The organism is Streptomyces sp. SAS_270 (assembly GCF_052543295.1).
The window spans coordinates 1-13,102 of sequence record NZ_JBMNDS010000024.1 but is presented as its reverse complement, the minus strand read 5'-3'; the positions used below and the strand labels follow the sequence as shown (position 1 = coordinate 13,102).

Annotated in this window: 12 protein-coding genes; 3 read left to right on the top strand and 9 right to left on the bottom strand. The window is 73.9% G+C overall.

What is annotated here, in order from left to right:
• Window positions 1-141: 141 nt before the first annotated feature.
• The 5 genes from ACN6LB_RS18260 to ACN6LB_RS18240 all read right to left on the bottom strand — a co-directional run bounded on the left by ACN6LB_RS18260 (window position 142) and on the right by ACN6LB_RS18240 (window position 6,258).
• Window positions 142-567 carry an OsmC family protein gene (locus tag ACN6LB_RS18260; protein WP_356146939.1) on the bottom strand — a complete coding sequence of 142 codons (426 nt, stop codon included), beginning with the start codon at window positions 565-567 and terminating at the stop codon, window positions 142-144.
• 63 nt (window positions 568-630) lie between these two features.
• Window positions 631-2,439 (bottom strand): vWA domain-containing protein, encoded by a 1,809-nt coding sequence (locus ACN6LB_RS18255; protein ID WP_445026830.1) that lies wholly within the window; start codon window positions 2,437-2,439, stop codon window positions 631-633.
• Window positions 2,436-3,497, bottom strand: coding sequence for an ATP-binding protein (locus tag ACN6LB_RS18250; RefSeq protein ID WP_445026829.1), 1,062 nt, complete (start codon window positions 3,495-3,497; stop codon window positions 2,436-2,438). Before ACN6LB_RS18250 ends, ACN6LB_RS18255 begins: the two co-directional genes overlap by 4 nt.
• Before the next feature lie 120 nt (window positions 3,498-3,617).
• Window positions 3,618-5,717: a phage holin family protein gene (locus tag ACN6LB_RS18245; protein ID WP_445026828.1), complete on the bottom strand. Its 2,100-nt coding sequence runs from the start codon at window positions 5,715-5,717 to the stop codon at window positions 3,618-3,620.
• A 94-nt stretch (window positions 5,718-5,811) separates the two neighbouring features.
• Window positions 5,812-6,258, bottom strand: a complete 447-nt coding sequence (locus tag ACN6LB_RS18240) for a hypothetical protein (protein WP_445026893.1) — start codon at window positions 6,256-6,258, stop codon at window positions 5,812-5,814.
• A 111-nt stretch (window positions 6,259-6,369) separates the two neighbouring features.
• On the opposite strand from ACN6LB_RS18240, the gene ACN6LB_RS18235 reads away from it, so the two are divergent.
• Entirely contained in the window at window positions 6,370-7,143 is a 774-nt protein-coding gene (locus ACN6LB_RS18235; RefSeq protein WP_445026827.1) for an MBL fold metallo-hydrolase, read from the top strand.
• Window positions 7,140-7,763, top strand: coding sequence for a DedA family protein (locus tag ACN6LB_RS18230; protein WP_445026826.1), 624 nt, complete (start codon window positions 7,140-7,142; stop codon window positions 7,761-7,763). Before ACN6LB_RS18235 ends, ACN6LB_RS18230 begins: the two co-directional genes overlap by 4 nt.
• 14 nt (window positions 7,764-7,777) lie before the next feature.
• Here the strand turns inward: ACN6LB_RS18230 and ACN6LB_RS18225 are convergent, their stop codons facing one another.
• The 4 genes from ACN6LB_RS18225 to ACN6LB_RS18210 form a co-directional block, all read right to left on the bottom strand.
• The gene (locus tag ACN6LB_RS18225; protein WP_445026825.1) at window positions 7,778-8,740 is read right to left on the bottom strand and encodes an MBL fold metallo-hydrolase; all 963 of its coding nucleotides are present in this window, start codon (window positions 8,738-8,740) and stop codon (window positions 7,778-7,780) included.
• Window positions 8,741-8,962: 222 nt separating this feature from the next.
• Entirely contained in the window at window positions 8,963-10,210 is a 1,248-nt protein-coding gene (locus tag ACN6LB_RS18220; RefSeq protein WP_445026824.1) for an aminotransferase class I/II-fold pyridoxal phosphate-dependent enzyme, read from the bottom strand.
• 180 nt (window positions 10,211-10,390) lie between these two features.
• Window positions 10,391-11,176, bottom strand: coding sequence for a hypothetical protein (locus tag ACN6LB_RS18215; protein WP_445026823.1), 786 nt, complete (start codon window positions 11,174-11,176; stop codon window positions 10,391-10,393).
• Between the two features lie 204 nt (window positions 11,177-11,380).
• On the bottom strand, window positions 11,381-12,103 hold the full coding sequence (locus ACN6LB_RS18210) for an ANTAR domain-containing response regulator (protein WP_356146910.1): 723 nt from the start codon (window positions 12,101-12,103) through the stop codon (window positions 11,381-11,383).
• Between the two features lie 123 nt (window positions 12,104-12,226).
• Between ACN6LB_RS18210 and ACN6LB_RS18205 the strand changes: the two genes are divergently transcribed.
• The coding region (locus ACN6LB_RS18205) for a PAS domain-containing protein (protein WP_445026822.1) at window positions 12,227-13,102 on the top strand (876 nt) is incomplete at its 3' end.

Here is a 13,102-nt window from a genome sequence, read left to right as displayed (position 1 = left end):
CCCCTTCCGCCAGGGCTCTTCCCGCTCTCCAGCACAAAACGTGCGTTCCTGCTTGTCAATGGGACGGGTGCCCCCGGCGGGCCCGGACATGACGATGCCGCGCCCTTTCCGCGGGGCGCGGCACCGGATCGCCTACGGGCGTCAGACCAGCTCGGCCGTGAGGGTGATCGTCGTGCCGGTGAGCGCCTGGCTCACCGGGCAGTTCTTCTTGGCGTCCTCGGCCGCCGCCTGGAAGGCGTCCGCGTCCAGGCCGGGGACCTCGCCGCGCACGGTGAGGTGGATGCCGGTGATGCCCTCGCCGGGCTGGAAGGTGACGTCGGCCTTCGTCTCCAGCCTGGTCGGCGGGTTGCCCGCACCGGTCAGGCCGTGCGACAGGGCCATGGAGTAGCAGCTGGAGTGGGCGCCCGCGATCAGCTCCTCGGGGCTGGTCTTGCCGTTCGCCGCCTCGGCTCGCGAGGGCCACGAGACCGGCTGCGACCCGATGCCGGAGGAGTCGAAGGTGACGGTTCCGCTGCCCTTGAGGAGCTCGCCTTCCCAGACCGTGTGTGCGGTGCGCGTGGTAGCCACGATGTATCCCTTCGGTATGAGCCCGTTGACCGGGTCCGTGGTCCCATCCGATCACACCTTGCCTCAGCGCACCCGGAAGACGGGTCCACGCGCGGTGAAGGGCAGCCGTGCGCCCTGCGGGATCAGATAGGCGTGCTCGCGCCGTACCCGCAGCACATCGCAGTCACCGTCCGTGATCACCAGCAGGGGTGCGCCGCGCGGGAAGTCGTCGGCGCGGAGCAGCAGGTCGATGCCGGGCTGCAGGACGGTGCCGCCGCGCCCGTGCACCCGCACGCGTCCGGCGATCTCGGTGACCGGCAGATAGCCCGCGTCGTGCGGCGCGGCGTCGCAGAAGACGACGCGCGCGGCCGGGACGTCACGTGCCTCGGCGTACGAGGCGATGGCGCCCAGCGCCTTGCCGAGCAGGACCCGGCCCATGGAGCCGGAGGTGTCGAGGACGACGCCGAACGTGCAGCGGGCGATCTCCTCGGGCGGGAAGTACCGTCCGGCGCGCGGGATGCCCGGGGTGGAGGACTGCCTGCGGGACGGGCGCGCGTACGTCCGCACCGGCTCCGGGCGGGGCACGAACTCGTCGAACCAACGCGCGAGTTGGGCGTCCCACGGCACGGGCGGGTGGGCGAGGGCGCGGATCTCCTCGATCAGCCCGGCGGGCAGCAGGCCGCGGTCCTGGCGGGAGTGCAGCTCCTGTCCCTGGACCAGGCCGCGCCGGTAGAACTCGTCGAGGTCGACGTATCCGGCCGGGGCGCGGCTGTGCGGCAGGGGTTCGCCGAGAATGTCGCCGCGGCCCTTGCCGCGCAGGGTGGCGAGACGGCGCTGCCGGCGCAGGTCACCGGCGATGCGGTCGTAGACCTCCTCGGTGGACAGACCGCTCAACTCGGGGTCGTACAGCAGCCCTTCGGGCATCTCGCCGACTCGCATCTCGCGCAGCCAGCCGTTGATCACGTAGTCGGCTGCGACGTTGAAGAGGAAGGGGTCACGGTGGCCGCGGCGCTCGCTGTGCCGCAGCGCGGCGTGCAGCATCTCGTGGCCGAGGATGAACCGCCACTCCTCGTCGGTGTGGCTCAGCAGCGGGTTGACGTAGATCTCCCCCGCCTCGGCGTTGACGGCGGCCACGGCGATGTCGTGGGCGCGGGCGAGTTCGGCGTCGGCGACCAGTGTCATGCCGGCCGCGATGCCGCCGAGCAGCGGGTAGGAGGACACGAACCAGCTCAGGGCGCGCTCCCAGGGGCGCAACTGCGTTCGGGCGCCCTTGAGTTCCTCGCGGCGGCCGCCCGCGACGTCCATGGCGGCCGAGACGGTGCGGGTGAGGGCGTGCGCGAAGACGGTCTGCCAGTCCTTGACCGGCCCGAGGTACTCCTGCCACGGCTCCAGGAGCTGGTCGGTCGAGGTGCCGCCGGCGCCGCAGTGCTCGTACTCGGGCGGGATGCCGTCGCGCCGCCAGCGCGCGGCCAGTTGCTCCTCGTCGCCGCCGGGGAAGGCGAGCGGCAGCCCGTCCGGCGGGCGCCCGACCGGGAAGGTCTGCTGGAAGCGGTGGACGACGACGCAGCGGGCGGCGAGTTCGAAGCGGTCGGGCTGCGTGCGGCGCCCCTTCGCCGCCGGGACGTGTCCGAAGCCGAGGTGGAGCAGGCAGTGCGCCAACGCCCAGGCCCACTCGGCGGGTTCGGCCCGGCGGGTGGGGTGGACATGCACCCAGCCGTCGGAGTCGACGCACGCCCAGCCGTTCGGGGGCGCCGTTTTGCAGCTGTTGCGGCAGAAGGAGGCTTCCAGGGCGTCGAGGGCGGGGTTGCCGTGCACCATGGCAAGTCCCTTGAGGTAGGCCTCCGTTGCCGGGTCGGGCTTGGCCTCCTGCTTGCCGTGCTTCGTACGGCTCACTGGCGGGCTTCCACCAGGCGCGGCATGTCGCGGGCGGCCTCGATCAGGAACCAGGCGGGCAGCACCGGGTTGCCGTCGGGGTCGTCCGCGATGACGGTCTGGGCGACCTCGACGGAGATCTCGGCGAGCTGCACCAGCAGCGACTTGGCGCGGTACGCGGTCTGCCGCACGGACGGCGAGGCGTGCTCCTTGGCGGCGGGCAGCTCCTTGACCAGGCGGCCGCGGAAGGACTCGGCGAGGTAGTAGAGCAGGTCGCGGTCCTGGACGCGGTGCGGCCAGCGAGCGTCGCCCTTGAGGATGGCCTCGATGCCGTACTGGCTGCGGACGATCTTGACGTAGCCGCAGAAGGCCACGGCGTGCGCCGGGGTCAGCGTGCCGTGCGCGATCACCTTCAGGGTCGCCTCGTCGAGGGTCGGTCCGAAGGAGTGCAGCGCGTCGGAGAGCATGTGCCAGGAGCGCGGCGTGGAGAAGGGCTCCTCCGTCTTGGGCGGCTTCGACCAGAGGTGGTGGGGGCGGTCGGTGAGGTAGTCGGTGATCCAGGGGTGGATGCCGTTGCCCCCGGCCCAGGCCAGCCAGTCGGTCGGCGAGGCCTCCAGGTGGACGTGGGCGAGACGGTTGACCAGCGCCGAGGCGATCGGGCGCGCCAGCGCGTTGTCCGTCGCGCGGTTGCCGGCGCCGATCACGATCGAGCCGTGCGGCAGCTCGTAGTTGCCGATGCGGCGGTCCAGGATCAGCGAGTAGAACGCCTTCTGCACATCCGGGGTCGCCGCGTTCAGCTCGTCCAGGAACAGGCAGTACGGCTCGTCGCGGGCGATCGCCTCGGGCGGGCAGAACACCGAGCGCCCGTCGCGGATCTGCGGGACGCCGATGAGGTCCTCGGGAGCCAGCTGCGTCCCGAGCAGGCTCACGCACTCCAGGCCCAGCGACTCGGCGAACTCCCTGACCAGGGAGGACTTTCCGATGCCGGGGGCGCCCCAGAGGAAGACCGGCCGCACGGTCGCGAGACCGAGCAGCAGCTCCGGTATACGGGCGGGGGTGACGGTGACGGCAGCCTGCAAGGCAGGGGCTCCTTGGGAGTGTTCGCAGTGTTCGAGAAGGCCGCGCGGGTGCGCGGGGCCGGTGCGAACAGTGTGTGCGTCACGATCGGCGGGCGCAGCTGATTTTCGGGCGGCCCCTCCTCAGGCAGCCCGCTCGCTCTCGTCCGGGAGCTGCGGCGCCAGCGGCACCTGGGGTCCGTCGCACTCGCGCAGCCACCGCCGCAGCACCCGGTGCACCTGCTCCGCTCCGGCCAGTTCGGCGCCGTCCTCGACGGGCGCGGAGAAGGCCACCGGGGAGAGCAGGAAGGGGCGCCCCTGCGCCCCGCCGAGCCCGCCGTGCGAGCCGATCTGCTCCTCGAAGGCGAGGACTTCGCCCTCCGCCGGGTCGTACCAGGAGTTGACCATGATGTCGGCGGTGTGCGGGAAGCCGTGCGTGCGGCGTACGGCGTCGGCGGCGCCCGGCCCGAAGTCGGCGAGCGGGCCCGGGTGTTCGTCGCTCGCCTCGTCCACCGGCACCTCCGCTCCGTTCGCACCGAGGACGAGCCCGCCGTGCTCCTCGCTGCGCACGAGGACGAAGCCGACGCCGGGGTGGTTGGCGAGCGTGGTCAGCAGCGCGGGGTGGCGCCGGTCGATCTCCTCGCGGCTCATCCGGTGCGGCACGTCGGGGAAGGAGACGAGCCCGAGGTTGCCGGAGGCCAGCACGATGGGCTCCGAGTTGCGGCGGGAGGGGCGGTGGTGTTCGCCGCCCTCCTCGACAGGCCTGCGCAGCGCGGCCCGTACCGCGGCGCGGGCCTCGGCGCCGCTGTGGGTGCGCCGCACCCGGCGCGGCACGGGCAGACCGCAGCCCGCGCGGACCAGGTTGCCGAGGGTCAGTCCGTAGCGGGTCAGGAAGGTCTCGCCGGGGCTCTGCCCGTGGTCGGAGAGCACCACGATCCGGTACGCGCGCGGGGCGTGCTCGGCGACCTTCGCGATCAGTGCCAGCGACCGGTCGAGCCGTTCGAGGACCTTCTCGGTGTCCCGGCCGCGCGGCCCGGAGTGGTGCGCCACCTCGTCGTAGGCGACCAGGTCGGCGTAGACGGCGTTGCGTCCAGCGAGCATGTCCCCGATCACCGCGGCGACGACGACGTCCCGCTCGACGACGGTCGCGAAGGCCCTGATGAAGGGGTAGAGGCCGCCGCGTTTGATGCGCGGCCGCTGTCTGCCGAGCCGGGAGCGGGTGGACTGGCCGATCTCCCGGAAGACCTCCGCGACGAAGGACATGGCCGTGCGCACGGCGTTGGCGGGGTCGGAGAAGTACGCGAAGTAGCCCGCCCGGGAGCGGTTCTCCCGGCCCCTGCGCGCGGCGATGGAGAGCACCAGGGCGAGTTGGTCGGCGCCGCCGCTGAAGAGGTTGCCGCGGCTGGCGCCGTCGACGGTGAGCAGGCCGCCGTCGCCGGTGTGCTCGATGGCCCGGCGCTGCAGTTCGGCTGCGCTGGTGGGGCGGTTGCAGACCATGACCTCCCGGGTGTCCTTCTCGTACCAGCGGAAGGCGGGGATGTCGTGGTTGGTGCCGTGCAGGATGCCGAGCTGGCTCGCGCCGGTCTGGCTGGACCAGTCGGTGCGCCAGGGGGTGAGCCGGTGGGTCGGCCCCCGGCCGCCGTCGCGCCCCGCCTCCAGCCAGCCCGCCACGGTCGGCATCAGCCCCTTGGCCACGGCCTCCTCCAGGACGTCGTGGCCGACGCCGTCGAGCTGGAGGAAGACGGCGCCCGGCGTCGCGGGGCCGGGCCGCCCGGCGTCGCGTCTGCGCCGCCGGTCCGCGAGCCGGTACAGCCTGCGCCGGTAGGCGTCGTCGTCCCGTACGGCCAGGGCGGCGCCGGTGGCCGAGGCGACGGCGGACATGACGGCGGCGACCACGACGGCGGTCTCGGGGGCGGCCTCACCGCGGCCGGACGGGTTGACGCGCAGGGCGATCAGCAGGAGGGAGCCGTTGAGGAAGAACACGAGCAGTCCGAGCACCAGGGCCGGTACGAGGAGCAGGGCCCGGACGAGGAGCGGCCACACCAGGGAGGACAGCAGACCGAAGACACCCGCGCCGGCCGCCGCCGTGACGGCGATGCGGGTGGCGCTGTCGCCGGCGTCGGACTGGATCTGGAAGTCGGGCAGCGCGCCGGCGAGGACGAGCATCGTGACCGTGGACACCGCCCACACGGCGATGCTCCGCCACACCCCGCTCAGAATCGTCCCCCACCGCGTTCCGCCCACGCCCCGCACACCTCTCGTCCCGGCCCGTCCGGCCTGCTCCCACCCTGTCACAACGGGTGGGCGAGGCCCTTCGTCACCGGGGCGGCACGGGAGCTCAGCGGCCGTCGTAGCCCGCGGTCGGCATCGACAGACGGCGGTGGACGCGGGCCTTCATCTGGGCGTCGTACGAGGGTTCCGCGGAGCCGACCGTCTCGATCCGTACGCCGCGGCGTACGCACTCGGCGGTGAACTCGTCGACGGAGGCGAGGGCGCGCTCCAGGACCCGTCGGCTGGGCGCGACGAACAGGTCGACGAGACCCGCCTCGACGTCGTTCCACAGGGCGCAGTGGTCGGGGCGCAGGCCCCGGACGAGGAGTTCCCGGGTGATCACGTAGCCGCGCTCGGCGGCCCAGCGGGCGCACATCGCGTGCTGGCTGCGGGAGTCGACGAGGAAGGGGTCGGCGTCGAGCTCCTCCAGCGGCGTCAGGCTGGCGATCGCCGTGACGCGCACCGGTGGGACTCCCTCCGCTTCGACCGTGGCCGAGAAGTCGGCGCTGTGCATGCCGGAGGCACTCCGCACGTTTCCCATGGCGTCCCCCTCACCTCCGGGTTTCGCCGCCGACCCTACTCCTGCCCGTAGGCTCGGGGGGAGTCGCGCGAAGGAGGCAAAGAGGTGCCGGTGGAGATCACCTGGTGGGGTCACGCCACCTGCACGGTCGAGGACTCCGGCACGCGCGTGCTGACGGACCCGCTCTTCGCGCGCCGGCTCGCGCATCTGCGCCGGCGCCGGGGGGCGCCGCCCCCGCCCGAGGCCGCGGTCGCCGATGTCGCCCTCGTCTCGCATCTGCACGCCGACCATCTGCATCTGCCGTCACTGGCACAGCTCGCTCCGGGCACCCGGGTACTGGTGCCGCGCGGGGCCCTGCGCGCGGTGCCGGGGCTGCGCCGGCTGGAGCATCTCCGGTTCACCGAGGTGGCGCCCGGGGACCGGACACACGTCGGTGACCTGGTCGTACGCACCGTGTCGGCGCGGCACGACGGGCGACGGCTGCCGGTCGGACCGCACCGTTCACCCGCCCTCGGGTACGTCGTCGAGGGCGAGGCGCGCACGTACTTCGCCGGAGACACCGGGCTGTTCGAGTCGATGGCCGAGGAGGTCGGGACCGTCGACGTGGCACTGCTGCCGGTGGGCGGGTGGGGGCCCTACCTCGGCGAGGGACACCTCGACGCGGGCCGCGCCGCGCAGGCGCTCGCCCGACTCGCGCCGGCCGTCGCCGTGCCGGTGCACTACGGCACGTTCTGGCCGATCGGCATGGACGCCGTGCGCCCCCACGAATTCCACGCGCCGGGCGACGAGTTCGTGCGCCTGGCCGCCGAACACGCCCCGGAGGTCACCGTCCACCGCCTCGCGCATGGTGAGACGGCCCGTCCGGAGGCCGCCCGGTGAATCTTCTGGCCGCCGCCGGGGCGAGTGTGTCGCCGGAGTCGACTCAGCAGGCGATCGGGTATCCGACGTTGTTCGTGCTGGTGCTGATCGGGGCGCTGGTGCCCGTCGTGCCGACGGGGGCGCTGGTCAGTTCGGCGGCGGTGGTGGCGTTTCACCAGACGGCGCCGTTCTCTCTGCTGCTCGTCTTTGCGACCGCTTCGCTCGCCGCGTTCCTCGGGGATGTCACCCTGTACTGGCTGGGGAAGCGCGGGATGCGGTCCAGGAACGGCTCGCGCTGGCTGGAGAGGCTTCGCGACCGGGCGCCCGAGGACCGGCTCACCCAGGCGCAGGACAAGCTGCGCGACCACGGCGTCGCCGTTCTCGTGCTGTCCCGGCTCGTGCCCGCGGGCCGTATCCCGGTCATGCTGGCCTGTCTGATGGCAAGGATGCCGCTGCGCACCTTCGCCCGCGGCGACGTCCCCGCCTGTCTGGCCTGGGCCGTGACCTACCAGCTCATCGGCATCCTCGGCGGCTCCCTCTTCGAGGAGCCGTGGGAGGGCGTGGTCGCGGCCGTGGCGCTGACCCTGGCGATCAGCATCGCGCCGAGCGTGTGGCGCAGGGTGCGCAGGCCGGCCGCGTAGGAGCCCGGAACACCTCACTCCAGAATCCGTGACGCTCCCACCGGCAGGTCCCACAGGTCCTCGCGGGCGAGCCCCGCCTTCTCCCAGGCGGCCCGCACCCGGATCAGCGGTTCCAGCACGGGCTCGGCGGAGAGCACGAACGTGGCCCAGTGCATGGGGGCCATCCGGTGGGCGCCGAGGTCCTGCGCGGCGCGGACCGCCTCCTCGGGGTCGCAGTGCACGTCGCTGAGCCACCAGCGCGGGTCGTACGCGCCGATCGGCAGCAGCGCCAGGTCGATCCCCGGGTACCGGCGGCCGATGCGCGAGAACCAGTGGCCGTAGCCCGTGTCGCCCGCGAAGTACACCCGTTGTCCGTCGCGCGCGGTCAGCACCCAGCCGCCCCACAGCGTGCGGCAGGTGTCGAGGAGGCCCCGCTTGGACCAGTGGTGCGCGGGAACGAAGTCCAGGCGTACGCCGTCCAGTTCGGCCCCCTCCCACCAGTCCAGCTCGGTGACCCGGGTGAAGCGGCGCCGCCGGAACCAGCGCGCGAGCCCGGCAGGCACGAACACCGGGGTGTCGCGCGGGAGTCGACGCAGGGTGGGCGCGTCCAGGTGGTCGTAGTGGTTGTGGCTGATGACGACCGCGTCGACGCGCGGCAGCGCGCTCCAGGCCACGCCCACGGGGGTGATCCGGGCCGGTGTGCCGAGGATCCGGCGCGACCACACCGGGTCGGTGAGGACGGTGAGCCCGCCGATGCGGATCACCCAGCTCGCGTGCCCCGCCCAGGAGACGGCAACCGTGCGCGCGTCCACCCGGGGCAGCGGCGCCGGCTCGAAGGGCAGCAGCGGGATGTCGGCGAGCCCTTCGGCTCCCGGCCGCACCGCGCCCTCCCGGGCGAACCGCGCGAAGCCCTTGACCCCGGGCAGCGGTGCGGTGAGCCGCCCGGCGAACGAACGCGGCCACCGCCGGGGCTCACCGAGCGGCCGGGGCTCGGCCACCCCGGTGTCGGGGCCGAACGGGTCGAGGCGGTCGAGGGGCGGGAAGGCGGGCGGCCGGCGAGAACGCCGGATCGTCGGCGTCCCGTGTGGCCGTACCCCCGCTCATGCCCGTACTCGTACTCGTACTCGTACTCGTACTCGTACTCGTACTCGTGCTCGTGCTCGTACTCGTGCTCGCGCTCGCGCTCGTAGTCGTGCTCGTGGTCGACTCGGACTGCTGCGTCATCGAGGAGGCTCCCATCGCCGAGCGTCGTCGCGGAGATCGTCGAAGACCGATCCCAAGAGGGTCAACGCGCGTTGCGCATGTGGCAGTTCCAGCGGTGCGGGTGAACCGAGGCATGCGGCCCGCTCCTCGGCCGTGTCGCCGAGCAGCGGGCCGGTGGACAGGCGTACCCGCAGCGCTTCCAGGTCGTCGCCGAAGCGGTGGCCGCCTGGCGCGGGCATGCCCAGGCGTGCGGTGAGGAACTCCTCCAGTTCCTGCGCGTCCCCGACGCCGTGCCCGGCGAGCGCCTGGCGCAGCGGTCCGAGGTCCACGTAGAGGTGCCGCCCGGCCTGCGGGGGCCGGGCGACAGCGCCCGCGGCGAGGACCGCGCCGTGCGCGGCGTCGGCCACGCGCGCGTGCAGGCGTACGGCGGACGTGAGCCGCGCGGTGACCGTGTCGGGCTCGTCGAGCGCGTACGCGGCGGTCGCGGCGACGGGCTCGGCGAGCCGGGCACCGAGCACGGTGAGGACGTCGAGGACGCGGGCGCGCAGCCGGGTGCCGTCCGCGGTGGCGGGGAAGCGGGCGATCGCGGCGGGCCAGCCGGCCGGCAGGAAGGCCCCGGAGAGGTCGGTGACGACGGTGACCCGGTCGGGGAGCATCTCGGCGGGGCTGAGCAGCACGGTGTCGTGCGGCCGGTGCAGGGTGTCGCGCCAGGTCTCGTCACTGACCAGGTGCAGCCCCTCGGCGGCGGCGACCTCGACCGTCTCGTGGACCAGCTCGGGCGGTGCGACCGTGGCGGTGGGGTCGTCGGCGACGGAGAGCACGAGCAGACGCGGGTCGCCGCCCTCGGCGCGGACCCGGCGGACGGTCTCCAGGAGGGCGTACGGGTCCGGGATGCCGCCGCTCTCGGCGGGCGTCGCCACGTGGTACACGGATCTTCCCAACAGGCGTGCCTGCGGCGCCCACCACGCGGCGCACGGGCGCGGCACCAGGACATCGCCCCCGAGGGCGCCGGTCAGGGCGAGCAGCAGCACGGGCGCGCCGGGCGCGGCGGCCACGCGGTCGGGTTCGGCGGCCAGACCGCGCCGGGCCCAGTAGCCGCAGGCGGCGTCGAGGAGCGTGGACCCGCCGCCGGTGGGCGCGAGGTCCGTGCGGTGCGCGGTGGCGGCGAGCACCGCGGCGAGGTCGGGCAGGACGGGCAGCCCCTGGTCGGGGAAGGGGGGACCGTAGCGGACCGGACCGTGCCCTTCGCTGTCCGTCCTCCGCATTCACGCCTCCGCGCAGTCCGTGGTGCCGTGCCCTGTCATGCGTGTCCGGCGGTGCCGCCGACCGTGCTGTCGGTGCCGAGTCCGCACCGGGTCGTACGGCGCCGATCAAGCTCTCGGGCTTCGAGTACCCCGCGATGCGCCCTGCCATGGGCGCCCGCCCGGGTGGTACCCGTCACGGGGTCAGCCGTCGCCCGAGGGACCCCTGCGCCGTACCCGGTACACGGCGGCGCCGCACGCGCCCGCCACCAGGACGCCTCCGGTGATGAGCGCCGGGAGCGACTGTGTGAACGCGCCGCCCCCACCGCCGCGGACGCCGTGCTGGACGCCGACGGGAGGTTCCACGGGAAGCTCCGCGGGGCCGCGAGAGGGTCCTGAGCCGCGGTCCACGGTGTACGAGGCGGTCCACTGCTTCGGCTTCCCGCCGGGCGCCACGGGACAGACACCGTCGACGCCCCACTCGGCCCCGGGCCCCACGGCTTCGGGCCCTACGGCGTCCGGCCCCACCGCGTCCGGCCCCACGGCCTCGGGGCCGACGCCGTCCGGCCCCGCGTCGGACCCCACCGCGTCGGGCCCCACCGCGTCCGGTCCCACCGCGTCGGGCCCCACGGCGTCCGGCCCCACCGCTTCGGGCCCGCCGTCCGCTCCCGCGTCCGCGCCCACGTCCTGTCCGCCGGGCGGAATCCGCGCGGTGCCGCTGTACGACGCCCCGCCCGCCGTGCCGTTGTCGCCGGCCACCCGGTTCAGCCGGACCTTGCCGTCCGCGAAACCCTGCGAGGTGGCGTCGATGAAGTCGGGCGGGGCACCGCCGGTCGCGTCGCAGGAGACGGAGACCCTGACGGAACCGCCCGGCGCGACCGAGCTCGGCCTGACCTCCGCGGCCGGATCCGCGGACGCGGCCGGGGCGGCGACGCCGAGGACGGCACCGGCCAGGGCGGTGGCGGACAGGACACGGGCGGTACGGCGCATGGGCTGGGCTCCTTCGGCCGGGCGCTGCCAAGGGGCACGGCCGTCGCGCCCCGGGGGTCTCGGCGGGAAGCCGTCCGACTCCCCCGACCATCACAGCCCGCCCGGAGGCGCGGCGCGCGCGGCCGGGCACCATTCGCGGGACACAGACGCCCGAGCGGGTGACACCGCCCGTTCACCGGCCGAGGTCGTACGGGCGGAGCGGGGTCAGTTGTGCAGGGAGACCAGTTCCTTCTTCAGGCCGTGGCCGCGCCGGTCCACGACGGCGCAGGCGACGTCGGACAGTTTGCGGTTGGTGCCCTGCGAGATCCTGCGCAGCACCGCGAACGCCTCGTCCGCGTCGCAGCCCAGGACGTGCATGACCATGCCGCACGCCTGGTCGACGATGGGCCGTGAGCGCAGCGCGGCCTCCATCTGGTCCAGCTCGGTGAGCGCGGCGCGGTAGGAGCGGTCGCGGACCAGACAGGACGCGGCGAGGTCGCCGAGCGCGCGGGCCGGGCCGTGCGCAACGTCCTCCAGGGTGCCGGGCCGGAAGCTGTAGAGGCTGAGGGTCACGGTGAGGCCCGAGCGTCGGAAGGGCATCGTGATGCTGGAACGCACGCCCGAGTCGAGCGCGACGGCGCGGTACTCGGGCCAGCGCTCGTCCCGCAGCAGGTCCATCGCTTCGACGGGCTCGCCGCGTTCCAGTGCGCTGGGGATGGGTCCGTCGCCGGAGCGGAGCTGGACCGAGACGAGCCCGGCCAGATCGGGGTGGGTCACCGCGGCGGGCCGGTCGTCAGGGCCCTCGCTCCCCGCGACCATGCTGCTGGCGCCGCAGCAGTCGGTGGTGCAGCGGGCGGCCTGTCGGGCGAGTTCCGACAGCCTCCTCACTGGAAGGGTTGATTCCGGTGACTGCGTTCCCAGATGGCCGAGTTGTCGGGTGTCCGGCATGGTTCACTCCTCCTTCCGGATGCGCCTTCCCCTTCACCTGCGCGGAAAACAGCGCGGAAAACGGCATCGACGAGATCCACCCCGGCCGCCCGGGGAATGCCCTGCTCGGGATACGTTCATCGCATGGCGCAGACCGATGAATTCGGTGAAGAACTCGCGGACTTCGTGCGCCGTGTGGCAGAGCTCAAGGCCGCACGGTCCGTACCGAACGACGATCTCCCGACCGTGCTCGACGCGGCGATCTTCGAACTCGACCATGTGGCGGACCAGTTGTGGCCGTGGTACGAGCGGCTGTCCTCGATCGGTCCGTCCGGCAGCGTCTCCCCGCCCCAGGACCGCCAGGAGCAGCAGCTGCTGAAGGCGCTCTTCCAGCGGCTGCCGGTGCCGGTGGCGCTGGTGGACCGCGAGACGGTCGTACGTCGGCTGAACTTCGCCGCGACCTCCTTCACCGGGGTCCGCGCCGGGTATGCGACGGGGCGTCCGCTGACCGGGTTCCTCGCGCACGCCGACCGGGCCGCGTTCCGCTCCCAGGCCGCGGCGGTCGCGCGCGGGGAGGGCGACCGCAGCCTCACGGTCCACCTCCAGCAGCGGCCCGCCTCGCCCGTGCGGGCCACGCTCGCCGCGCTGCGGCCCAGTGGCGAGCAGCGCAACGCCGTCCTGGTGGTGCTGGCGCCTGCGGGTACCCGGGTGCCGTCGGGCGACAGCGGGACCGGCCCGATCCCGACCCTCACCGAGACGACGCGGCACACGGCGCTGATGGATCTGGTGGACGCGATGACCACCGCGCTGGTGAGCGCCCCGGCCGGGGACCGGACGGCGGTGCCTGCGCTGGCCGCCGGGGTGCTGCACGAGCGGTTCGCGGACTGGGCCGTGGTCGACTCGGGGACGCTGCCGCTGACCCGCACGACGGTCCTCGGGCCGTCCGGCTGCGCCGAGGCGGCCCGCGATCTGGCCGCACAGGCGCCCGCCGCGTGCCCCCTCGTCGTCGAGGCGGCACGC

Excerpts from the sequence above, each read along its gene's own strand:
- ACN6LB_RS18215 (WP_445026823.1), bottom strand. The coding sequence starts at position 11,176 with ATGCGCCGTACCGCCCGTGTCCTGTCCGCCACCGCCCTGGCCGGTGCC.
- ACN6LB_RS18240 (WP_445026893.1), bottom strand. The coding sequence starts at position 6,258 with ATGCACAGCGCCGACTTCTCGGCCACGGTCGAAGCGGAGGGAGTCCCA.
- ACN6LB_RS18220 (WP_445026824.1), bottom strand. The coding sequence starts at position 10,210 with ATGCGGAGGACGGACAGCGAAGGGCACGGTCCGGTCCGCTACGGTCCC.
- ACN6LB_RS18210 (WP_356146910.1), bottom strand. The coding sequence starts at position 12,103 with ATGCCGGACACCCGACAACTCGGCCATCTGGGAACGCAGTCACCGGAA.